Below are 21,893 nucleotides of genomic sequence, written 5' to 3' on the forward strand. Positions count from 1 at the left end.
GAGTTCGCCTCCTTTAGTACCATCGGCGTGGGAAATCAACAGTTCTGAGTAGCCGAAAGAGGACACCCCGGAACGTGGATTCCTTCGAGAAAGGGCTCGGCATCGGGGACTCGCCCTGGTAATGTCAACGACTGGTTGCTGTTGTTGTTTCCATGGATGCCCGAGGCGCCTCGCGGAACTGCACGTGGGCACTCGTCGGGGATGGTCTCGCCGATGCGGCGCCCGGCGACCCGGGGCCAGCAGGGTGCGGCCCCGCAGTAGTCCCCAAGGGAGAGCACATGGCTCAGGGCACCGTGAAGTGGTTCAACTCTGAGAAGGGTTTCGGGTTCATCGCCGTCGGCGGCGGGCAGCCCGACGTGTTCGTCCACTACTCGGCGATCGCGGGTACCGGCTTCCGGAACCTGGAGGAGGACCAGAAGGTCGAGTTCGACATCATCCAGGGCCCCAAGGGCCCGCAGGCGGCTGACGTCCACGCGGTCTGACCGCCACCCGTCTTCCCCGGCCCCCCGCTCGCCCGCGAGTGGGGGGCCGGTCGGTCTTCGGACACCTCGTCGTCATCGGGGCATGGTTACCCATGAGCATGGATACCGGTTAACCTGCTTGAAGCCGGTCGCATCACGAAGGGCGAGGATCGCGCATGTTCAACATCAGCGGAGGAGAGTTCATCGTCCTCCTCCTGCTCGCGGTGCTGATCTTCGGTCCCGACCAGCTGCCCAAGATGGCCCAGCAGGCGGGACGGCTGCTCCGCCAGCTCCGGATGATGGCCAACTCCGCCTCCGCCGACATCAAGGAGGGGCTCGGCCCCGAGTTCAAGGACTTCGACGTCCAGGACCTGAACCCGAAGCGCTTCGTGCAGAAGCACTTCTGGGAGGACGGCGAGGACGAGGTCGAGCGCCGTCCCGCCGCGCGGCTCAACGGCAAGCGCCCGCCCTTCGACGACGAGGCCACCTGACCGCGTCGGTTTCGGGCCTCCGCTCCGCTTCGCCCCGTGTTCGGTCGCCCCGAAGCCGGGGATGCCTCGGCCACGCCCGCCCGTCGCCCGCCACCGCCCTCGGCGGACGCCCGCGACGCGGCCTGACGCCCGGCTCGTTCCCCGCCAGCGGCTCGCCCCGTCTGGCGGCGCCCCGCTGTCGGCGCCCGAGCGGTCAGCCGAAGAGCAGGAGGACGAACAGGGCCAGTCCCAGCAGGATCAGCGACCCCACGATGATGGTGGGCGAACCGACCGCGACGACCAGGATCTCGACAGCGGCCGCTCCGCCCAGCGCACCGGCCAGCCAGGGCCAGCGCGGCGCGGGATCCCATCCGTGCCGGTGTTCACGGCCGACGCTGACGAGCGCGGCCAGTCCGATGAGCGTCCAGAAGACCAGGTGCCCCAGGGCCCGCGTCCTTGGGTCGACGTAGTCGGCCATGCCGCCGACCACCATCACGTACGTGACCGTCCCCGAGGCCAACCGCCAGTACCCGCCGGCCCTGCGCGCGGGGATCGCCTTGCGCCGTGCCGGGGTGGTCCGGCGGAAACGTTCGGCGGCGACCGGACCGTCGGCGGGCTCCTCGGCCCCCTCCAACGGCTCCACCGTCGTGCGGGGAGGGTCGTCGACCGGTTCCGGGGGCGAGGGTTCGTACCCTCCGATGTGCTCGGGTTGGTCCTGCGGGTAGCCGCCACTGTGGTGTGGGGAGTCGGACACGGGGGTCGCGGCCTTTCGGCGTCGGCTCGGTCCGGCCCCGCCCGGGGCCGGGGTCGTCACCATGTCCCTACCCGACGGCGCCGAAAGTCAAAGCGGCCACGCCGGTCACGCACGCCCGGGACTCCGCCACCGGGGTGGAGGGACCCGTCCGAGTCCCTCCACCGGGGTTCATCGGAACCCGTGCACCGGGCTGATCACTGCCAGCTCCACCCGACGTCCCGGGTGGCCTGTGCGTGCGTGGTCATGGCAACAACCTTTCGTATGGTTCTTCAGCCCATCCCACCGACCAAGATGGCGTATCAAACCATCCGGACACAAGTCCCGTGAAGGATCATTAGGATTCTCATGGAAGAGAGACCACCAAAGGTTTCAGCACTCCTGGAGAAATAGCCGACACTCTCCGTGTCATCGCAGATCAGCGCGGTTTCCATTCTGGAGGCGGAGGCAGCTCATACCCATTGACCAGGCAAGACGGGATCCCGATTCAGCAAAATTGAAACGAGATCCTACGAGATCCGGACCGTCCGCACCCAAACGGATTCGCCGCCCCTTGGCGCAGCCCCGGAGAAGGATGTCGCGAATACCTGCGGCGGCGCGTCCGCCCACGAGATGGGAGCGCTCACACGGGCGCCCTCCCCCGCACATCCCGTTCCGCACCGCCAACCCCAGGAACCACGTTCGGTCACTGCCGCCCCACCCCCAGGACCACCGGACGACCACGCGGACCGACACCGTCTCCCCATTTTCGGACATACACAAAATCGCATAAAAGGAGAGGTTTTTCCAGGACCAGAACACCACGACGTGACCGCAGACCAGGACCGCAACAGAGCTTTTGGACCCGTTTTCTGGTGACATGACCGGGGTACCGCGAGATAGGTTCACGTGATTCCGCCGTAGAGCGCAGGAAGCCTGCCTAGAGTGGAAACTCCCCTCCTGAGGCGGTGCGTTCCCCACCGTCGTGCCACATGGACGGAGGCGGGGACGTGGAACCTCTCGTCTGTCACGCGCAAGGAAGGCCGTCGTCGTGAGTCCGCACCCCTCCAGCCCCCCAGCCCTGGTCCCCACCGTGGCGGAGTCCCCCGCGCCCACCAGCCCCATCCGCGTCCTCGTCGTGGACGACCACGCGCTGTTCCGTCGGGGTCTGGTCTCGGTCCTGGAGGAGGAGGACATCCACGTGGTCAGCGAGGCGGGCGACGGCGAGGAGGCGGTGCGCCTGGCCATCGAACACCGGCCCGACGTGGTGCTGATGGACGTGCGGATGCCCCATTCGAGCGGCATCGACGCCTGCCCGCGCATCCGGGAGTCGGTACCGCACGCCAAGTTCGTCATGCTCACGATGAGCGACGAGGAGTCCGACCTCTTCGACGCGCTCAAGGCGGGCGCGACGGGCTACCTGCTCAAGGAGATCGGGGTCACCGACATCGCGGGCGTCGTCCGTTCCATCGCCAAGGGGCACTCCTTCATCAACCCGGCGATGGCCACCAAGCTCATCGGGGAGTTCGCCGAACTGGCCAAGCAGGAGAGTTCCCCGCGCGGCGCTCCGACGCTGCCGCAGCTGACCCCGAGGGAGACCGAGGTACTCAAGCTGCTGGCGCACTCGCTCAACAACCGGGAGATCGGCGAGCGGCTGTTCATCACGGAGAACACCGTGAAGAACCACGTGCGCAACATCCTGGAGAAGCTCCAGGTGCACTCGCGCACCGAGGCGGCCATCTACGCCGTGCGCGCCGAGTACGTGAACTGATCGGGGCCGCGCCGGGGCGGGCGGGGACGCCGGCCGCCCCCGCTCACTCCCGGGGGGCGCGTCGGCCGAGGAGCAGCCCCGCGCTCCGACGGGTGACGGCGAGCAGGTCGGTGTCGTCGAACAGGTCCCGCACGCCGGAGGCGTCGAGGTTCCCCGTCAGCGCCAGGGTCGCGATGCCGTGCACGATCGACCACCCGGCGACCACGGCGGAGGGTCGGTCCTCGGCCGCCAGGACGTCGTCGGCCACGGAGTCCACCCCGGTCGTGAGTTCGGCGAACGCGGCCGACCGGGCCGCCTCCAGTTCCGCGTCGTCCTCGGTCAGCAGGGCGGGCGCGAACATCACCTGGAAGTGCGCGGGGTGCTCGACGGCGAAGCGCACGTACTCCACCCCCGCCTCCAGGAAGTCGCCCCCCGCCCGGCGGTTGGCGCGCAGGCGCTCCGCCAGCACCTGGAACCCCTCGACCGCGATCGCGTTGAGGACGCCCTCGCGCGAGCCGAAGTGGTGGCGCGGAGCGGTGTGGCTGACCCCGAGATCGGCGGCGAGCGAGCGCAGGCTGAAGGAGTAGGGCCCCTCCCGCTCGATGACCTCCGCGGCCCGCTCCAGGACGGCGGCACGCAGGTTCCCGTGGTGGTATCCGTCTGCCATACGGTGAACTCTACGGTGGCGGGTCACCACCGCGAAGACTCCTCCGCGCGACCGCCGGAACGCCCGCCGGGCGCGGGACCGGGAGCGCGATCGAGCGCGCAGTAGTCTGGAACCGTGCCCGGTCGCCCCGCCACAGGGGATAGCAACTTCGCCGGTGACACTCGGGGCTCCGGTCCGGAGACCGCCCGTATCGAGGGAACAGCACCCGGACCAGGAGACACGCGGGGCCCGCCCCACCGAGGGGACGGGCCCCGCGCCATGTCGGCCCGGCCCCGTGCGCACGCCACGCCCGAGACCCCGCCCGTCCTGGAACGGGGACGGGCCGGGACGCGCGAAGGCGACTCCTTTCCCTACGCATAGCACACGAATAGATACTCTTTGTGTTTATGTGGGTGATTCCAGGCCGATGACCACTGCGGGGTCGGCGGTTGGCGCGTGCGGCCCGGAACGTCCACCGCCCCGGAGACGACTCCGCAGAAGGGACCGACGACGATGCCCCGGAAGAACCTCACCGTGAACCGCGCACGGCTGGGCCACAGGATCGCCTACGCGCTGCGCCATCCGGGCCGGGTCCCGGCCTACCTCCGCAGGGCCGGACGCGACGCCTGGCTGCGGTACCGCTCACCCGACCACGTCTCCTACTACCGGGCGGTGATGCGGTCGGACACCGCGAGGAGCCCCGAGGCCGCCGTCGGCAGCCCGTGCCGGGCCAGGTGGCTCGCGCTGGGCGCCATGCAGTTCGACTACCTGGTCTCCCACGGTCTGACACCGCGGGACCGGATGCTGGAGATCGGCTGCGGCAACCTGCGGGCGGGGTGGCGGTTCATCCGCTACCTCGACGCCGGCCACTACTACGGCATCGACATCTCGCCCGACATCCTCTTCGCCGCACAGGACACCGTGGCCGAGTTCGACCTGCGCGACAAGCGGCCCACACTGACCCCGGTCCGCGACCTGACCTTCGCCTTCCTGCCCGACGCCCACTTCACGGTGGTGCACGCCCACAGCGTCTTCTCGCACTCCCCGATCGAGGTGATCGAGGAGTGCTTCGCCCACGTCGGCCGCATCCTGCATCCGAGCGGCTGGTTCGACTTCACCTTCGGCCGCACGGAGGGGGAGGCGCACCACGTGCTGCGGGAGGACTTCTACTACCGCACCGCGACCCTGGTCGCGCTCGCCGAGAAGTACGGGCTGCGCGCCCGGTTCATGGACGACTGGGAGGAACTCCCGCACGGCCAGTCCAAGATCCGGGTGACCCACGGCTCCGAGGTGGCCGCGAGGCGGTACACCGTCTCGGAGGGGTGATCACCGGGGAGGGCTGGCCGGCCCCGTTGCCGTGTTTCGCCGCCGTACGGCACGACAAGGGCCCCGCTTCCGTTGGGAAGCGGGGCCCTTGACCTTCGGTGGAGCTGAGGGGATTTGAACCCCTGACCCCCTCGATGCGAACGAGGTGCGCTACCGGACTGCGCCACAGCCCCGAAGACGAGATAAAGACTAGCAGGAGTTCGGCGGTGGTCCGAACACGGGCGGACCACCGCCCCCGGCTCAGTCCCCGGCCGCCCGGAGATGCGCGTCCGCGTACTGGTCGTAGACCTGGTTACGACGCTCGCGCAGGGCGATCACCTTGGCCTCCCGCTCCGCCTCGCGCCGCTGCTCGCCCTCGGCCGCCTGACGCGCCCTGAGCGCCGCACGGCGGCGGGCCCTCAGCCTGGCCTCCATCCGCTCGGCGTCGGCCTTGGCGGCCTCCCTGAGCAGGACCAGGTGGCCGGACAGGAGCAGGATCGGCGGAAGTACGACCCACCACGGCCCGAGACCGAGCAGCACCGCCGCGATCGTGGCCGCGTTCAGCAGCACCAGACCGGTGGTGCGGCGGCGCCTGCGGGCGATGACCCGTGCCCGCGACTCGCTGGCCCCACGGTGCCGCCCCTCGTGGCCGCGGGGACCGGAGCGGGCGCCCCCGTGGGGTCGGGCCGCACCGGGGACCCGTCGGCCTCCGGCCGCACCGCCCGCGGGGCGCCGGAGGACCCGGGTCTCCTCCGCGTCGGGATCCCCACCGCCCCCCGGAGCCGCGTACCCGTCGGCGCGGGGCTCGTCGTCCCCGTCCGGCGCGAACGCCTCCGGAGCCTCGGCCGCCTCCCACTCGTCCTCCCGACGCTGGTCCTCGTGGACGGTGTCCACTGAGTCCTTGCGCAACAGCATCGGCACGAGGACGATGAGCCAGACCACCACGATGGCCAGGTACAGAGGAGAGCTGCTCATCACCCCTCCTCACGATGACGGCCACTGGACGTTGATCGACACCTCGTCGACACCGCGCCGCGCCGCGCCCCCGGAACCCGGGGCGCTCCCCCTCCGGGGCCCGCCCCCGACGGCCCCGGTCCCCCCGGAGCCGATTCCCGTGAGCCATATCCACGCGTCGGCCGCATCGTCAATGCGTCTACGTTCCGCACGGTACGACCCCGTGTCCATAAATGCGCCACATTCTGACCGGAGTGTCGCAAGATTGTGGACCTTCAGTTTCGGTCGACGTGCCTCGGGATGAGGAAGTGCAGGTCAGCAGGCGGCTGCGGAGAGCAGCACCAATTCAACGCAAAGTAATGAATCGATCTGGGTAAAGGAGGGTTTGAACTCCGAACGCATCCGCGGCCCGCCCCGTTCAGTTCGGTCCCGGGCGCTGGCTGGCCGGATCGCGCGGATCCCGGGCTCCGTTCGGGTCTTCCGGCCCCAAAGCGGAACCGGGGTCGGAACCGGGCTCCGGGAAGGGGCCGGACGGACCGCGGTCGCGCCAGCGCCGCAGCAGACCGTGCGGGACCTCCTCGGCCGTGAGCGCGTAGCAGATGTGGTCACGCCAGGCGCCGTCGATGTGCAGCTGGCGTCTGCGCACGCCCTCGTCGCGGAAGCCGAGTTTGGCGACGACCCGTCTGCTCGCCCTGTTCTCCGGCCTGATGTTGGCCTCGATCCGGTGGAGCCCGACGCGGAAGAAGGAGTGGTCGACCGCGAGCGCGACCGCCGTCGGCGTGATCCCGCGACCGGCGTAGGTGCTGTCGATCCAGTACCCCACCTGCGCTGACCTGGCCGAACCCCAGACGATGGCGCCGACGGTCAGTTGCCCGACGAACTCGCCCCCGTAGGTGATGGCCCACGGCATGGACAGCCCCTGGCGGGCCTCCCTGCGGATGGCCTGGAGCATCGCGACGTAGGGGGTCAGCCCGGTGGTGCGCAACGGCATCTCGGGGTAGGTCGGCTCCCAGGGGCGCAGCCACTCGGCGTTGCGCGACCGGGTGTCGCGCAACACGGCGGCGTCCCGCAGTCGCAGCGGGCGGAGCGCCACCGCCCCCTCGGTCAGGGTGACGGGCCACCCTTGTCTGCGATACACGACCGTCCCTCCGAGCCTCTCGGCGCCACCGGCCACGGGCACGACCCCTCCGGGACGCGCGGCGCGCCCACCACCGGTGACCTCTCCCAGTATTCCACTCCGGAGGTCCGTCATGGCGGGCGTCACCCGTACGATCCGAGTTCCGGTTTCCACCTAACTCCGATAGTCACGCACCGAAAACCGGACTGAGGTCAAGGAATTCTCTGTGGACGGAATGCCCGTGATGTGATTCCGGTCATTCTTCCGTCTCATTCGGGGCGTGCGTGATCACCGCCCCGTAGCTGGTCCAGCGCATGTGAGAGCACCGGCTCCAGCACGTCCATGCCGTCCTTCACCCCGCCCCGCGAACCGGGCAGGTTGACCACGAGCATGCGGTGGCCGCCGCGTTCGGCCACCCCCGCCAGCCCGCGCGACAGGATCGCGGTGGGTACGCCCTTGGCCCGTCCCTCGGCGCGCAGGGCCTCCGCGATCCCGGGGATCTCGAAGGCGAGCATCGGGCGTGTCGCCTCGGGGGTGCGGTCCTGGGGGGTGAGTCCGGTGCCGCCGGTGGTGAGCACGGCGTCCGCCCGCTCGTCCAGCGCCCGGTCGATGGCCTCGGCCACGGGAGCGCCGTCCGGAACCACCCAGGGCCCGACCACCGCGTACCCCAGGGCGCGCAGCCGCTCGACGATCACCGGGCCCGACCGGTCCGGGTACACCCCGGCCGCCGCCCGGTTGGAGGCCGTGACGACGACGATCCTCGGGCCGCCGTCGGCGCGCTCACTCACCGCGCCTCCAGTGCCCCTTCTTCCCGCCGGTCTTCTCCTCGACCCGCACACGGGTCACCTCGGCCTCGGGGTCGAGCGCCTTGACCATGTCGACCAGCCCGAGCGCCGCGGTCATGACGCAGGTGAGCGCCTCCATCTCCACGCCCGTGCGGTCGGCGGTGCGCACCGTGGCGGTGATGTCCACCCCGTCGTCGGCCACGGTCAGGTCGACGTCGGCGCCGTGCACGGCGATGGGGTGGCACAGCGGGACCAGGTCCGGCGTGCGCTTGGCGCCCTGGATCCCGGCGATCCGGGCGACGGCCAGCGCGTCGCCCTTGGGCACCTCTCCCCCGCGCAGGGCGGCGACGGTCTCCGGGTTGAGCAGGACCCGCCCGGTCGCGGTGGCGGTACGCGTGCTCACCCGCTTCTCGGAGACGTCGACCATGCGCGCCGCTCCGGACGCGTCCAGGTGGGTGAAGCCGGAGGGGTGGTCGGCCCGCTCCGTCCGTGGGGTGTCGCTCATCGGTCGCCTCGTCAGCATTCGAACGTCGGGCGCGGCCGTGCCGGGCCGCGGGGACGCGCGTCGGCGCGTCCACCATGACCGTACGGCACGTCGGCGGCCTCCGGCGACGCCGCCCGCTCCGGACCGGGCGGCACGGTGCGGGGCTCCGGACCGGGGCGCGTCACCCCTCCGGCAGGCGCATGACCTCCACGACCGCCCCGGCGGGCAGCTCGGTGACGTCCTCGGGCACCACCACGAGCGCGTCGGCGTCCGCCAGCGCCGACAGCTGGTGGGAGCCCTGTCGCACGGCGGGCGCCACCGTCGGCCGGGCGTCCGCCCCGTGCGCGGACTCGGTCAGTACGCCGCGCAGGAAGGAGCGGCGTCCGGGCGGAGAGGTCACCGGATGGGTCAGGGTCGCGCGCGTGGTCGGCAGCGGGTCCGGCGCCAGCCCGCGCAGCTTGCGCAGGACCGGCCGGACGAAGACCTGGAAGGAGACGAAGGCGCTCACGGGGTTGCCGGGCAGGGCGAGGATCGGCGTCTTGTCCGGGCCCACCGTCCCGAACCCCTGGGGTTTGCCCGGCTGCATCGCGACCTGGGTGAACTCGACGGTGCCCTGGCGGGTGAGCGCCTCCTTGACGACGTCGTAGGCGCCCATGCTCACGCCGCCGCTGGTGACGAGCACGTCGGCGCGCGTCAGCAGGCCCTCCAGGGTGTCGAGCACCGTCGCCGCGTCGTCGCCGACGAAGCCGTGCCGGTGCACGTCGCATCCGGCGTCGCGGGCGGCCGCCGCGAGCATGTAGCTGTTCGACTCCCAGATCTGGCCGGGGCCCAGCGGGCGGCCGGGCTCGACCAGCTCCTCGCCGGTGGACAGCACGACCACGCGGGGCCGGGGGAAGACCCGGACGGTGCGGCGGCCGACCGCCGCCAGGACACCCGTCTCCCCGGCACCGATCCGGACGCCCGCGCGCACCACCTCCGCGCCCTCCCGGACGTCGTCCCCCGCCCGCCGGACGGCGTTGCCCGCCCGGACCGGACGGTCGACGCGCACGGTGGTCGTACCGCCGTCGGTCCACTCGACCGGCACGACCGCGTCCGCGCCCGCGGGCAGGGGCGCCCCGGTCATGATGCGGGCGCACATCCCCGGACGTACCGCGACCGGACCGCCGTCACCGGCGGCGATGTCGGCGATCACCGGAAGGCTCACCGGGTCGTCCGCGGTGGCGGAGGCCAGGTCGGCGGCGCACACCGCGTACCCGTCCATCGACGAGTTGTCGAACCCCGGCAGCGACACCGGCGACGTGACGGCCTCGGCCAGCACGGTCCCGTGCGCCCGGAGCAGGTCGAGCTCGGTGGGCTCGGGCGGCGCGATCAGTCCGAGGACGTCGTTGACGTGCTGTTCGACGGTCTTCAAGGGGTCCCTCCGGCTCGTGGTCCACGTGGGCGGCCCAGCCGTCCCGGCGGGGAGCCCACGTCCCATTGTCACCACGATGGACCCGGGCGCCAGCCACGAGGCCGTTCGCCGAGGGCGCCCGACCCTACCGCGAAGCGGCCCCCCGGGCGGTGCTGGGCGACGGGCGGGCCTCCTGCCGCTCGACGAACTCCCGCAGCCAGGGCAGCAGCTCGGCGGCCAGGTCCGGGCGGCGGCAGGCGAAGTCGACCACCGTGCGGATGTAGTCGGCCTTGTTGCCGGTGTCGTAGCGGCGGCCCCGGAACAGCACGCCGCGCACGGTCCCGCCGTCCTCGGGCTTGCGCCGGGCGAGTTCACGCAGCGCGTCGGTCAGCTGGATCTCGCCGCCGCGCCCCGGCGGGGTCTCGTGCAGGATCGGGAAGACCGCCGGGTCGCAGACGTAGCGGCCGATGATCGCCCACCGGCTCGGCGCCTGCTCCGGGGCGGGTTTCTCGACGAGGTCGGTGACGGTGACGACGTCCTCCTCGTCGGTGGGCTCGATGCCCGCGCAGCCGTAGAGGGAGACCTGTTCGGGCTCGACCTCCATGAGCGCGACGACGCTGCCGCCGTGCCGCTCGCGCACCTCGATCATGCGGCTGAGCAGACCCGAGTTGTCGATCAGGTCGTCACCGAGCAGCACGGCGAAGGGGTTGTCGCCCACGTGCGCCTCCGCGCACAGCACCGCGTGGCCCAGGCCGCGGGGCTCCCCCTGGCGGACGTAGTGCACCTGGGCCAGGTCGCTGGACTCACGCACCGACCGGAGACGCTCCCGGTCGCCCTTGGCCTCCAGCGCCTCCTCCAGCTCGTAGGCCCGGTCGAAGTGGTCCTCGATCGAGCGCTTGCTGCGCCCGGTGATCATCAGGACGTCGCGGAGCCGGGCGGCGACGGCCTCCTCCAGGACGTACTGGATCGCGGGCTTGTCCACGATCGGCAGCATCTCCTTGGGGGTGGCCTTGGTCGCGGGCAGGAAACGGGTGCCCAGGCCCGCCGCGGGCACGACCGCCTTCGTGACGGAGGTGGCGGCGGATCGGGTCCGCGTCTGGTCGGTGTCGGCACTCATGTCGGCACTCTAGGACAGACCCGCGGCCACCTGGGGTCTCTCCGCGCGATCACCGGCCGAGAAGTCCTGATGGTTTCGGACCAATGACCAGAAACCGCCACCCCGTGTTCATCGTGGCCGGTAGCCCGCCGAGGGCCCGGGGGCGGGTGGTGGCCGGTGTCAGACTGGAGCCATGAGCGGCGAGGACGAACAGAGGGACCGGTCGGACAAGCGGGCGCTGCGGCGGCGGATCCTGGCCGCGCGCCGGGAGCGCGGGAGGGGGGAGCGCGACCGGGTGGGGTCGGCGGTCCGCGACACCCTCATGGGCCTCCCGTGGCTGGGCATGGGCGGGACCGTCGCCTGCTACTACTCGATCGGCGGCGAGCCGGACACCCGCAAGCTCGTGACGACGCTGTGGAAGCGCGGCGCGTACGTGCTGCTGCCGGTCTTCCTGCCCGGGGGAGAACTGGACTGGGCGGCCTTCGACGGGCCCGAGAGCCTGGCCCCGGCCGGGCACGGGTTGGTCGAACCCACCGGGCACCGGTACGGGACCGGAGCGCTGGCCGGGGCGGACGCGGTGATCTGCCCGGCGCTGGCCGTGGACCGCGGGGGGATGCGGCTGGGGCGCGGGGCGGGCTGCTACGACCGGGCGCTCGCGCTCAAGGGGCCGCACACGCCCTCGATCGCGGTGGTGCACGACGAGGAGTTCGTGGCGTCGGTCCCCAGCGAACCGCACGACCGGCCGGTGGACGCCGTGGTCACGCCGGGCGGAGGGCTGCGTGTCTTCGACCCCGGCGCTCCGGTCTGGCCCGACGCCCGGGGACGGGCGAAGCGGACGAACGGGGATTAACCCACACCGCCGGAACGTTGTGGCTGACGGTCGAGCCCGGTGACGCCGCCGTCCCGGCTCCGCCCTCCCCGACACGTGTTCGACAGAGGTGCTGTCGCGGCCCAGGTCGGCGACCGATTACTATTTAGCAGTCAACGGGCGAGAGTGCCAGTTTAGGAGGACACGAACAGTGCCTACGTACCAGTACGCATGCACCGAGTGCGACGCCCAGATGGAGGTCGTGCAGAGCTTCAGCGACGACTCCCTGACAGTCTGCCCCGAGTGCGAGGGACGCCTGCGCAAGGTCTACTCCGCCGTGGGGATCGTGTTCAAGGGCTCGGGCTTCTACCGCACCGACAGCGGCACGTCCTCCAACAGCTCCGCCATCACCGGCTCGGCGTCCGGGGAGAGCAAGGACAGCGGCTCGGACGCCTCCTCGTCCTCCTCGGCCGAGAGCTCGACGAGCTCCTCCGGCGACTCCGGTTCGTCCGCCAAGAGCAGCTCGGACAGCGCGTCCAGCGCCCCCGCCGCGGCCGGCTGAGCCGCCGCGGCCGTTGACGGTCAACGCGCCGCCGACCCGCGGCGGCGCACCGTCCGTCCCGGTGGGAATCCGGCCTGTGGACAACCGCCACGACGCCCTCGCGCGCCCTAGCGTGGAGTCATGGCCACCGCTCCCTCCCGCCCCCACCGCCACCGCCACGCCCTCATCCGCCTGATCGACCGGCGCCGACGCGTCATCGCGACCCTGCTCGCCGCCGTCGCGCTGCTCAGCGCGGCCCTCCTGCTCCGGCCCCCGCCGGGAGCCACCACCGAGGTGCTCGTCGCCGCCCGCGATCTCGACCCCTCCCAGCCTCTCGCCGGGCACGACCTCACCCGTCGCGCCCTGCCCTCTCCCACGGTCCCGAGCGGCGCCCTCACCCCCGGGACCGACACCACCGGGCGCCTCCTCAACGCCCCCGTACGCCGGGGCGAGGTGATCACCGACGCCCGGCTCTCCGATCCCCCCGCACGCGCCTACGGCCCCGACCTGGTCGCGGTCCCGGTCCGGGTCGCCGACGCCGGGGCGGTGGACCTGCTGTCCCCGGGCAACCGGGTGGACGTCCTCGCCGCCACCGGGCACGGCGATCCGCACCGACCGCGCACGAGACCGGCGGAGGAGGTGGCCGGGGACCGCCCCGTCCTCGCCGTGCCGGACGGGGACCGCCCCGGCGGGGAGAGCGGGGCGCTGCTGGTCATCGCCGCCACCCCGGGCGAGGCCAGAGCGCTGGCCGGGCACGCGGCCACCTCACGACTGTCGATCACCATTCGCGGTTGACCGATCACGGGTAGTGGTGAATGCTGACCAAGCGCCATATCGCGCGCTTCACTGACAACACGAGTTACGTAGGGCAGTTCCATGGAAGGCTTCAAGAAGTTCCTGCTTCAGGGGAACCTGGTGCAGCTGGCGGTCGCGGTCGTGATCGGCGCGGTCTTCGCCAACCTCATCACCGCGTTCACCGAAGGGTTCATCACCCCGCTGATCGGGATCTTCGGCGGGATCCCCACCTTCGGCGACCTCTACTTCGAGATCAACGGCAGCCGGTTCATGTACGGCGCGTTCGTCGACGCCCTGATCGCGTTCCTCATCACGGCCGCCATCCTGTACTTCTTCGTGGTGATGCCGGTCGGCAAGCTCCTGGACCGGTTCGAGAAGGCGAAGGAGGCCACCACCCGGCCGTGCCCCCACTGCCTCAGCGACGTCCCCAAGAAGGCCAGCCGCTGCGGTCAGTGCACCAGCGAGCTCACGCCGGAGACCGTCTGACCACGTCCTCGTGGGGGCGGCGGCGTGCCGCCCCCACAGGGTGCGGGACGGTCGGAGGAACGGGGACCGGACCGGGGGTGGACCGGTCAGACCGATCAGCCCCCGTACTCCCAGTGCCAGGGCTCGAAGGGGCTCGACTTGGCCCACGCGGGGTGCGTCCAACCGAAGTCGGGGCCGTTGGCGTTCATCCAGTTCCACCGTTCCGACCGGTAGTTCTGGATGCCGCAGCCGAGGTCGAGCGCCTGACCCAACCCGTGGTTACTGGTGCCCGGGACGGCGGCGTAGCCCGGCGGCACCTCGCGGTACACGCGGTACTGGTTCGGCAGGTCGCGGTAGGCACTGGTGAGACACATGTTCTCGCCGTACTCCTCCACGTACCGCATGTTGAGCTCGAAGAAGTCCGCGGCGGCGTCGGCGCGCAGGAACTTTCCGTCGTAGAGCTCGCACAGGGACGACTGGGGCAACTGCCCGTTGGGGTATCCCTGGGCCTTGGAGGCCGCGGACGGGTCGCACTCGGCCTGGTTCATGTAGGTGCCGGGGTCGAGACCGAGCCTCTCCAGCTCCTCCATGAGGTCGTTGGTGGCCTCCTCGGCCTGGTCGCGCAGGTCCTCGACCTCGGCGGCCAGCTCCACCTGTTCCAGCTGCGTGGTGGTCTGGAGTTCCTGCGCCTGGCTGGCCAGCTGGACCTGTTCCTCGCGCAGGTCGGTGGCGTCCTGGATGAGCGCCTGGTTGTCCTCGGCGATCTTGGCCGCGTAGGACTGCGTCTGGAGGTCCTCCTCCAGCGACCCCGAGGCCAGGGTCGCGAGCACCCCGCCGCCGGGCTGCTTGTACAGGGTGCTGGCCAGCTGGGCGAGCGGCTCGCGCATCTCCCGGAGTTCGATCTCGGTCTGCTGGAGATCGTGGAGGACCTCGACCAGCTCCTCCTGGGCCTCCTCCACGGCCTCCTGGCGTTCGACGTACTCGTCGGTGGCCGCCTCCAGGGCCTCGGCCGCCGCCTCGTTCTGCTCGCGCAGCTGCGCCAGGTCGTTCTCCTGCGCGGTCGCGGGAGCCAGCCCGCCGACGACCCCGGACACCGCCAGGAACGCCAGCACCACCAGCAGCGTGAGAGACCTCAGGGGCCACCTCAGACCACGGTGCGACTCCGCGAGGCCGGTCGGCATCCCGTTCCCCGGTGCGCGGGAGCCCCGCCGCGCCGAATCAGAAATGAACGGCACGAATGATCCTCCGCCTGCATGTCGTCGAACACCTAACGTGGCCGCATCGCAACGTACTACATGTCCACATGCGGACACACGAGGCCGAAACGCCGAGCGGTGTCCACCGGGCCCGGTCTGTGCGACCCCACCTGGCCGACCACTCCGACGTTCGGCGTCATCCCTGGTCAGAACGGCGTGTGGCGACGACCCCCGCACCCACCGAAGCGGCGGAAGGGCGCACGAACTCAAAACGTGACACACACCGTGAAAAACATCACACCATCACCAGGACAACCAATCGTAGAGCAGCGTACTGCGACCTGCGCCCAGAGTCCCCGAGTGACGGCCCCGGAAGGCCGACCGACACCCCACGCACTCCCATCCTGGGTTAGGCTTGGCCCAGCGGCGGGGGAAGCGATACCTCCGCACGCGCCCATGGCTCCATAGCTCAGGGGATAGAGCACCGCTCTCCTAAAGCGGGTGTCGCAGGTTCGAATCCTGCTGGGGCCGCCACTCTGACCTGGGGAGACTCCTCCAGGCCAGGATGGGTGGGGGTGTCGTGGCCGCGGTTCCGACGGCGGTCCACGGCGCTCCACCCGCCCCGCGCAAGGACTTCACCCGTCCCCACCGTGTCGCCATGACACCGGGCCCCTCCTCACCGATCATGGCCACCAGGACGATCACGGGGCCGGTCCGCCGACCGGACGACGAGCTTGTGGGGGGCACTCGAACCATGCCGAACGCGGACCGCTCACACGAGGACGGACGGACCCGGACCCGACAGCGCGGCGGATCCGAGTCCGCGATCGCCCGAGCCCTCCACCGCGACCCGCACCCCGGCCCGCAGCACTGGGGCGGCCCCCGGCCCCGCCGCGTCGAGCGCGACCCCTTCTTCAACCTGCCCCGGCACCGCACGCCCCGACCGACCTCCTGAACACCCCCGCCCGACCCGGGCCGGGGGGGCGCCGGTCGGCGGGGTTCACAGGAACGGACGCCACGGGGCCAGGATCAGCTCGCCGAACTTCGCGGCGAACGGACGGCCGCGCCACTCCTCCTCCGTCAGCTCCCGCGCGTTGGTCAGGTCGTTGGCGAAGACCTCCTCCAGGTGCTTGGCCACGCCCTCGTCGAAGATCTCGACGTTGATCTCGTAGTTGCCGGTCATGCTCAGCCGGTCCACGTTGGCGGTGCCGATCGTGCTCCACCGGCCGTCCACGGTCGCCGTCTTGGCGTGCACCATGGCGTTCTGGTACAGCCACAGCCGCACCCCGCCGCGCAGCAGCGCCGTGTACTGGCCGCGGGCCATCCAGTCGGCCATCACGTGGTTGGAGTCCTCCGGCACGAGCACGTTGACGTCCACCCCCCTCCCCGCGGCGTCCACCAGCGCCCGCAGCAGCTCACGGTCGGGGATGAAGTAGGCCTGGGTGAACAGCACCCGGTCCTTGGCCCGGTCGATGGCCTCCAGGAGCATCCCCCGGATCGGGTAGATGAGCTGCTCGGGCACGTTGCGGTGGACCCGCAGCCGCGCCTCCCAACCGGTGTCGCCGATGTGGTCCAACCGGGGGTGCCGCTCACCCCGGTTCATGTTCCAGAAGTCGACGAAGGCGTTCTCCAACTCCCACGTCGCGGGTCCGGACACCCTCAGGTGCGTGTCCCGCCACTCCGTGGCGTACAGCGAGCCCACGTTGTACCCGCCGACGAAGCCGACCTCCCCGTCGACGGTGAGGATCTTGCGGTGGTCACGGCCGGACTTGCGCACGTTCAGCAGCAGGACCTCCGGGCGGAACGCCGGGTAGCGCAGTACCCGCACCGACGGAGGGAAGTCGAAGAAGGAGCGCGGCACGACGAGGTTGGCGAACCCGTCGTAGATGACGAACACCTCGACGCCCCGGTCGGCCGCATCGATGAGCGCCCGCTTGAACTCCCGCCCCACCTGGTCGTCCTTGAAGATGAACGACTCGAACAGGATCCGCCGCCGCGCGCCCCGGATGGCGGCGAGCATGTCCTCGTAGACGTCCTCGCCGTAGGTGTACACGGTCGCGGTGGTCTCCCCGACCGGCAGTTCCACGGGCGCGGTCCTCGGGAAGCGCGCCCGGTGCTGGCGCACGCGCCGGCGCCACTGGTTAACCCCGATGATCGTCGCGGCCACCGCCACCTGGGTCGCCAGTATCCCGCCGAACCCCCATTTGAGCGCGGAAACGAGCGTCGAGCGTCGCACTGTCGCCTCCCCAACGGGTCACGCGCCGCCCCGGAGGCGTCGCCCCCCGGGAGCGTCGCCTCCGAGACAAGGTGGACGTCAACCGTATCCCGACCACGTCACGACGGTTCGTATCCCGACCCGTGTCCTGCGTCAGCCCTGTCCGCGCAGGCGGCACACCATCAACTCCGTCGTCGGACTCTCCCGCCGACGACGGACCATGCGGCGTTCCACCGGGTACAGGGCCGCGCCCGCCAGCCAGCCGGTGGGGGCGGTGACGGTCGCGGCGCGCAGGGCTCCGCCCCACAGCTTGCGCCACGGCAGCACGGCGTCCACCTGGGCGTTCATCAGCACGAGCATGGGCACACGGCGGACCACGTCGAACCCCGCCTTGTCGGCGGTTCCGGCGATCCACTCCAGTGTCCGGTTGACCTGGTGCTCCCCGCGCTGCTCAGGGCGTTGCAGGCAGTTCTCGGAGACGACCAGGTACCCGCCGGGGCGCAGGACTCGGGCGAACTCCGCCATCGCGCTCACGTAGCGGTCGTCGTCGGTGATGTGGAAGAGGACATCCATGCACGAGACCGCGTCGAAGGAGTCCGCGTCGAAGGCGTCCAGGTCGGACACGTCCTGACGGACGAACCGGTGGTCGGGGAAGCGGCCGCGCAACCGCGCCACGGCGGCGTCGGTCATGTCGCACCCGGTGACGTCCCCCGCCCCGAGGCGCTCCCAGAGGCGCACGTAGAAACCGGTGCCGCTGCCCGCGTCGAGGACGCTGCGGCCGCGCGGCGCGAGGCGGCCGACCTCGCGGAGGAAGACCTCCTCCCGCACCCGGTACATCCACCGGTTGAAGGGGCGCCCGAGCGCCCGGTACCCGACCCCGCTCTCGGTCCAGTCGCCTTCGAGCCGGCGTTCCCAGAAGTCTCGGAGTTCGCTGTGCCTAGCCATGCACACACTGTCACACCGAGTGGCGTGTCCTGTCCCGACGCAGCGCCGACCAGCGCCGAACCGCCCCGACGGTGCCCGGTGTGTCACCGCCGCCTGCTATTCATGGGCGGCGACCTCCACGAAAGGCGGACACCCGTGCCCAACAGTCACCACGTCACCAGCTTCGCGGGGCTGCCCGCCGTCGAGTTCCCCAGTTGGGACACCATCCGCGACGAGTTCACGACCGCCATGCGGTGGGCCCGCAACAGGAACGAGCCGCACGAGACCCTGCCGAGGTCCTACCGGCCGCTCTTCGAGGCGCTCGCCGCCCCCGACTCGGTGGCCTGGCGTCTGTGCATGCCGGTCGACCTCTGCATCGGGGAGAAGACCTGGGAGGACCTGGACCCCTACCTGGACCGGTTCACCGAACTGGTGCCGCCCGAGTCCGTCCGCGCGCTCATCGTCGGCAACCTCGCCGACCAGGACTTCCAGTTCCGCTCCACGGAGCTCCGTGACCGACTCATCACGCTCGCTCCGAAGCTGACCCACCTGCACTCCCTGTTCTTCGGGGAGGTCCTCCGGGAGGAGCAGGAGATCTCCTGGATCGAGCACGGCGACCTGGCCCCGCTCCTGGCGGCCCTCCCCCACCTCACCGGGTTCACCGTGCGCGGGGGCAGCGGCCCGCTCGGACTGCGTGTCGACGGGCACCCGTCCCTGCGCGAGCTCACCGTGCAGAGCGGCGGACTGCGCCCCGAGGTCGTCCGGGACGTGTGCGCCTCCTCGCTGCCCGTGCTGGAACACCTCGAACTGTGGCTGGGAGACGAGGAGTACGCGGGCGGTGCGGCCGCGACGGCGGACGATCTGGCTCCGGTCCTGTCCGGTGAGGCGTTCCCCGAGCTGCGCCATCTGGGGCTGCGCAACTCCGACGCGGCCGGACGGTGGGTGCGCGCCCTGGCCGACGCGCCCGTCACCCGCACGCTCGACACCCTCGACCTGTCCCTGGGCGCCCTGCGCGACGAGGACGTCGACGCCCTCCTGGACGCCCCCGCCTTCCGGGGCCTCAAGCGCCTCGACCTGCACCACCACTTCCTGTCGGAGGAGAACGCCGAGCGCGTGCGCGCCGCGTTCACCGAGGCGGGCGTCGAGGTCGACCTGTCCGACCCGCAGGAGCCGGACACCTATGGCGACGAGATCTACTACTACACGGCGGTCGCCGAGTAACGGCGGACGGCGTGTCCACGGGACCCGCCAGACACGTACGCCACGAACTCCTCGCCGAAGAACGGACACCCATGGCCTTCTACGACTACGTCGCTGAGTTCGCGGGCCTTCCCGTGCTCGAGTTCCCGGGAAAGTACCGGGATTACCACAGACTCGCCCACGCCCGGCGTGAGGCCATGAAGGACGAGCGGCCGCTCCCGGAGTCGGTGGCGCCCGACCCCGCCCTGACCGCGGCGCTCGCCGATCCCTCGTCGGTCGCCTGGCGGCTGCGCTCCTACGGTGACTCCACATGCACCTGCTACCACCTGGCAAACCGGTGCGCCTGTTCGGAGGAGGAGAAGGCGGCGGACGAGACAGGCTGGGCCTACCTCGACCGCTTCTTCCGGGAGGTCGACACCGAAGGGGTGACCGCCCTCATCCTCAGCGCCCTCTCCGACGAGGCCGACCAGGAACTGGAGAAACACCGCGACGCGCTCCTCCGGTACGCCGACCGCCTGCCGAATCTCCGGTCGCTGTTCTTCGCCGAGCTGGTCGTGATGGACAGCGAGATCTCCTGGATCGATCAGGTAGACGTCGCCCCGCGCCTGGCGGCCTTCCCGAAACTGACCTCGTTCACCGTGCGCGGAGGAAACGGCCTGCGCATCCGCGTGCCCGAGCACACGTCCCTGCGTTCCCTGACCATCCAGACCGGTGGCATGTCGAAGCGAGTCGCCCAAGACGTTACGGCCTCCGGCCTCCCCAACCTGGAACACCTCGAACTCTGGCTGGGCTCACACAACTACGGCTACGATCTCGGCGTCGGGGACCTGGCCCCGCTCCTGTCCGGCGAGGTCCTCCCCCGGCTGCGCTCCCTGGGACTGCGCAACGCCGAGGACACCGACACCTGGATCCGCGCCCTGGCCGACGCGCCCGTCACCCGCACACTGGACACCCTGGACCTGTCCAAGGGCACCCTGCGCGACGAGGGCGCGTCGGTCCTGTTGGACGCCCCCGTCTTCCGCGGCCTCAAGCGCCTCGACCTGCACCACCACTACCTGTCGGAGGAGGTCCAGGAACGCCTGCGCGCGGAGTTCACCGCCTCCGGGGTCGAGATCGACGTGAGCGACCGGCGGGAGGTGGATACGGACGAGTTCTACGATCCGGACGACGAGGACTTCGACCCGAGCGACTACCTCTACCCCGCCGTCACCGAGTAGGCACGCCCGCCGATCCCCGTTCCCTCCACCCCCGTGTCCAGGAGGCACCGTGACCCTCGACCAGCGCCTGACCAACGGCACCAGTCGTCATCCCGTCGACCGTCCCTCCCCGGAGGGCGCGGGGTACCGGCTCCGGGACGACGGCCCGGGACAGCCGCGCCCGTACCCCACGCGGTTCACCGGGGACGCGGACGCCGCGGTGGTCGCCGAGTGAGCCTCCACGACCGTCCGCTGGCCGTGGTCGGGGTCCCCGGCAACCGCCGTCTCGACCTGTTCCTCGCCGCCGCCCGCGCCGCCGACCTGCCCGAACCCGTGGTCGTCCCCTGGCGCGACCTCGCCTCGGGCCCGGTCGCCCTGCCCGAGGACGCCCTGGTCCGGGTGGACTCCCCCGGCGGTGACGTGGAGACCGAGCGGCTCCTGCGCGGCTGGACGCACGACCCCGACCCCTACCGCGCCGAGGGCACCGCCGACCACCACGCCGGATTCCGCGCCGCGCTCGACCGCCTGGCGCGGGCCGTGGCCGACACCCCGGGCGCCCACCTGGTGCAGGAGCCCGAGGACCTGGTGGTCATGTCCGACAAGCGGCGCTGCCACGCCCGCCTCTCCCGGAACGGCGTCCCGGTGGCGCCCGCGCTCCCGGGACCGGTCACCGACTACGCGTCGCTGCGCGCGGCCATGACCGAGGCGGGGTGGCGCCGCGTGTTCGTCAAGCCCCGGCACGGCTCGTCCGCCTCCGGTGTGATCGCCCTGGCCACCGCGCCGGGCGGGCGGATCCGCGCGGTGACCTCGACCCACCTGGAACGGGGCGGGGGCGGGTCGGTCGCACTGTTCAACAGCCTCCGGCTGCGCACCTACACCACCGAGGCGGACGTGGCCGCGGTCGTGGACGCCCTCGCGCCCGACGGCCTGCACGTGGAGCGCTGGGTGCCCAAGGCCGGGTTCGCGGGGCGGACCATCGACCTGCGCGTGGTGGTGGTCGCGGGCCGGGCCACCCACGTCGTGGTGCGCTCGTCCGCCTCGCCGATGACCAACCTCCACCTCGGCAACGCCCGGGGCGACCTGGACGCGCTCCGGACACAGGTCGGTCCGGAGGCGTGGGGCGCGGCCACGGCCACCGCCGAGCGGGCCGCTGCGGCCTTCCCGCGTACCCTGCACACCGGGGTGGACCTGCTCGTCTCCCCGGGGTGGCGCGCGTTCACGGTCTGCGAGGTCAACGCCTTCGGCGACCTCATCCCCGGGGTCCTGCACGAGGGCCGCGACACCTACGGCGAACAACTGCACGCCCTGGACACCGGCCGGTTCCCGGTCCCCGCCCCCGTGTCCGCCGCCCGCTGAGACGAGACA

At 71.4% G+C, this 21,893-nt stretch carries 24 protein-coding genes and 2 tRNA genes; 14 read left to right on the plus strand and 12 right to left on the minus strand.

Annotation, left to right across the window (positions count from 1 at the left end; genetic code table 11):
* Window positions 1-278 precede the first annotated feature (278 nt).
* Both DVR05_RS12855 and DVR05_RS12860 read left to right on the plus strand, forming a co-directional pair.
* Window positions 279-482 (plus strand): cold-shock protein, encoded by a 204-nt coding sequence (locus DVR05_RS12855; RefSeq protein ID WP_116246096.1) that lies wholly within the window; start codon window positions 279-281, stop codon window positions 480-482.
* A gap of 155 nt (window positions 483-637) precedes the next feature.
* Entirely contained in the window at window positions 638-952 is a 315-nt protein-coding gene (locus DVR05_RS12860; protein ID WP_116246097.1) for a sec-independent translocase, read from the plus strand.
* Window positions 953-1,145: 193 nt separating this feature from the next.
* Here DVR05_RS12860 and DVR05_RS12865 read toward each other — a convergent pair whose 3' ends face one another.
* Window positions 1,146-1,685 (minus strand): hypothetical protein, encoded by a 540-nt coding sequence (locus tag DVR05_RS12865; protein WP_116246098.1) that lies wholly within the window; start codon window positions 1,683-1,685, stop codon window positions 1,146-1,148.
* A gap of 1,027 nt (window positions 1,686-2,712) precedes the next feature.
* Between DVR05_RS12865 and DVR05_RS12870 the strand changes: the two genes are divergently transcribed.
* Window positions 2,713-3,432, plus strand: coding sequence for a response regulator transcription factor (locus tag DVR05_RS12870; RefSeq protein ID WP_116246099.1), 720 nt, complete (start codon window positions 2,713-2,715; stop codon window positions 3,430-3,432).
* Between the two features lie 43 nt (window positions 3,433-3,475).
* On the opposite strand, the gene DVR05_RS12875 is transcribed toward DVR05_RS12870, so the two are convergent.
* Window positions 3,476-4,078: a TetR/AcrR family transcriptional regulator gene (locus DVR05_RS12875; protein WP_116246100.1), complete on the minus strand. Its 603-nt coding sequence runs from the start codon at window positions 4,076-4,078 to the stop codon at window positions 3,476-3,478.
* Between the two features lie 492 nt (window positions 4,079-4,570).
* On the opposite strand from DVR05_RS12875, the gene DVR05_RS12880 reads away from it, so the two are divergent.
* A complete protein-coding gene (locus DVR05_RS12880; RefSeq protein WP_116246101.1) occupies window positions 4,571-5,383 on the plus strand; it encodes a class I SAM-dependent methyltransferase in 813 nt (270 codons plus the stop codon).
* 99 nt (window positions 5,384-5,482) lie between these two features.
* Here the strand turns inward: DVR05_RS12880 and DVR05_RS12885 are convergent.
* From DVR05_RS12885 to galU, 7 genes are all read right to left on the minus strand, one after another.
* Window positions 5,483-5,556 (minus strand) — tRNA-Ala (locus tag DVR05_RS12885).
* 67 nt (window positions 5,557-5,623) lie between these two features.
* On the minus strand, window positions 5,624-6,337 hold the full coding sequence (locus tag DVR05_RS12890; protein ID WP_116246102.1) for a hypothetical protein: 714 nt from the start codon (window positions 6,335-6,337) through the stop codon (window positions 5,624-5,626).
* 397 nt (window positions 6,338-6,734) lie between these two features.
* Window positions 6,735-7,454 (minus strand): GNAT family N-acetyltransferase, encoded by a 720-nt coding sequence (locus tag DVR05_RS12895; RefSeq protein ID WP_116246262.1) that lies wholly within the window; start codon window positions 7,452-7,454, stop codon window positions 6,735-6,737.
* Window positions 7,455-7,702: 248 nt separating this feature from the next.
* Window positions 7,703-8,221 carry a molybdenum cofactor biosynthesis protein B gene (locus DVR05_RS12900; RefSeq protein ID WP_116246103.1) on the minus strand — a complete coding sequence of 173 codons (519 nt, stop codon included), beginning with the start codon at window positions 8,219-8,221 and terminating at the stop codon, window positions 7,703-7,705.
* Window positions 8,214-8,723, minus strand: a complete 510-nt coding sequence (moaC, locus tag DVR05_RS12905) for a cyclic pyranopterin monophosphate synthase MoaC (RefSeq protein ID WP_116246104.1) — start codon at window positions 8,721-8,723, stop codon at window positions 8,214-8,216. Before moaC ends, DVR05_RS12900 begins: the two co-directional genes overlap by 8 nt.
* A 160-nt stretch (window positions 8,724-8,883) precedes the next feature.
* Window positions 8,884-10,113, minus strand: coding sequence for a gephyrin-like molybdotransferase Glp (gene glp, locus DVR05_RS12910; protein WP_116246105.1), 1,230 nt, complete (start codon window positions 10,111-10,113; stop codon window positions 8,884-8,886).
* 124 nt (window positions 10,114-10,237) lie between these two features.
* Window positions 10,238-11,209, minus strand: a complete 972-nt coding sequence (gene galU / locus DVR05_RS12915) for a UTP--glucose-1-phosphate uridylyltransferase GalU (protein ID WP_116246106.1) — start codon at window positions 11,207-11,209, stop codon at window positions 10,238-10,240.
* 172 nt (window positions 11,210-11,381) lie between these two features.
* Here galU and DVR05_RS12920 point away from each other — a divergent pair, with 172 nt between their 5' ends.
* The 4 genes from DVR05_RS12920 to DVR05_RS12935 all read left to right on the plus strand — a co-directional run bounded on the left by DVR05_RS12920 (window position 11,382) and on the right by DVR05_RS12935 (window position 13,818).
* Complete coding sequence (locus DVR05_RS12920) at window positions 11,382-12,038, plus strand: 5-formyltetrahydrofolate cyclo-ligase (protein ID WP_116246107.1); 657 nt, start codon at window positions 11,382-11,384, stop codon at window positions 12,036-12,038.
* A gap of 169 nt (window positions 12,039-12,207) precedes the next feature.
* On the plus strand, window positions 12,208-12,558 hold the full coding sequence (locus DVR05_RS12925) for an FmdB family zinc ribbon protein (protein WP_116246108.1): 351 nt from the start codon (window positions 12,208-12,210) through the stop codon (window positions 12,556-12,558).
* A 120-nt stretch (window positions 12,559-12,678) separates the two neighbouring features.
* Window positions 12,679-13,332: a Flp pilus assembly protein CpaB gene (cpaB, locus tag DVR05_RS12930; RefSeq protein WP_116246109.1), complete on the plus strand. Its 654-nt coding sequence runs from the start codon at window positions 12,679-12,681 to the stop codon at window positions 13,330-13,332.
* An 81-nt stretch (window positions 13,333-13,413) separates the two neighbouring features.
* Window positions 13,414-13,818 carry an MscL family protein gene (locus DVR05_RS12935; RefSeq protein ID WP_116246110.1) on the plus strand — a complete coding sequence of 135 codons (405 nt, stop codon included), beginning with the start codon at window positions 13,414-13,416 and terminating at the stop codon, window positions 13,816-13,818.
* 95 nt (window positions 13,819-13,913) lie between these two features.
* On the opposite strand, the gene DVR05_RS12940 is transcribed toward DVR05_RS12935, so the two are convergent.
* Entirely contained in the window at window positions 13,914-14,978 is a 1,065-nt protein-coding gene (locus DVR05_RS12940) for a D-alanyl-D-alanine carboxypeptidase family protein (protein ID WP_198659155.1), read from the minus strand.
* A 473-nt stretch (window positions 14,979-15,451) separates the two neighbouring features.
* Here DVR05_RS12940 and DVR05_RS12945 point away from each other — a divergent pair.
* Window positions 15,452-15,527: transfer RNA gene (locus DVR05_RS12945), tRNA-Arg, on the plus strand.
* Between the two features lie 220 nt (window positions 15,528-15,747).
* Complete coding sequence (locus tag DVR05_RS12950) at window positions 15,748-15,948, plus strand: calcium-binding protein (protein WP_116246263.1); 201 nt, start codon at window positions 15,748-15,750, stop codon at window positions 15,946-15,948.
* A 45-nt stretch (window positions 15,949-15,993) separates the two neighbouring features.
* Here the strand turns inward: DVR05_RS12950 and DVR05_RS12955 are convergent, their stop codons facing one another.
* Window positions 15,994-17,229, minus strand: coding sequence for a phosphatidylserine/phosphatidylglycerophosphate/cardiolipin synthase family protein (locus tag DVR05_RS12955; protein ID WP_116246112.1), 1,236 nt, complete (start codon window positions 17,227-17,229; stop codon window positions 15,994-15,996).
* Between the two features lie 132 nt (window positions 17,230-17,361).
* Window positions 17,362-18,153, minus strand: coding sequence for a bifunctional 2-polyprenyl-6-hydroxyphenol methylase/3-demethylubiquinol 3-O-methyltransferase UbiG (locus tag DVR05_RS12960; RefSeq protein ID WP_116246113.1), 792 nt, complete (start codon window positions 18,151-18,153; stop codon window positions 17,362-17,364).
* 135 nt (window positions 18,154-18,288) lie between these two features.
* Between DVR05_RS12960 and DVR05_RS12965 the strand changes: the two genes are divergently transcribed.
* The 4 genes from DVR05_RS12965 to DVR05_RS12975 are packed head-to-tail and all read left to right on the plus strand — an operon-like array spanning window position 18,289 to window position 21,884.
* On the plus strand, window positions 18,289-19,353 hold the full coding sequence (locus tag DVR05_RS12965) for an STM4015 family protein (protein WP_116246114.1): 1,065 nt from the start codon (window positions 18,289-18,291) through the stop codon (window positions 19,351-19,353).
* 11 nt (window positions 19,354-19,364) lie between these two features.
* Complete coding sequence (locus tag DVR05_RS12970) at window positions 19,365-20,549, plus strand: STM4015 family protein (RefSeq protein ID WP_369974528.1); 1,185 nt, start codon at window positions 19,365-19,367, stop codon at window positions 20,547-20,549.
* A 49-nt stretch (window positions 20,550-20,598) separates the two neighbouring features.
* On the plus strand, window positions 20,599-20,763 hold the full coding sequence (locus DVR05_RS26600) for a hypothetical protein (RefSeq protein ID WP_157982435.1): 165 nt from the start codon (window positions 20,599-20,601) through the stop codon (window positions 20,761-20,763).
* Entirely contained in the window at window positions 20,760-21,884 is a 1,125-nt protein-coding gene (locus DVR05_RS12975; RefSeq protein ID WP_116246116.1) for an STM4014 family protein, read from the plus strand. The genes DVR05_RS26600 and DVR05_RS12975 overlap by 4 nt, the downstream gene beginning before the upstream one ends.
* Window positions 21,885-21,893: the final 9 nt, after the last annotated feature.

The organism is Nocardiopsis sp. FIRDI 009 (genome assembly GCF_003386285.1).
Taxonomy (GTDB): domain Bacteria; phylum Actinomycetota; class Actinomycetes; order Streptosporangiales; family Streptosporangiaceae; genus Nocardiopsis.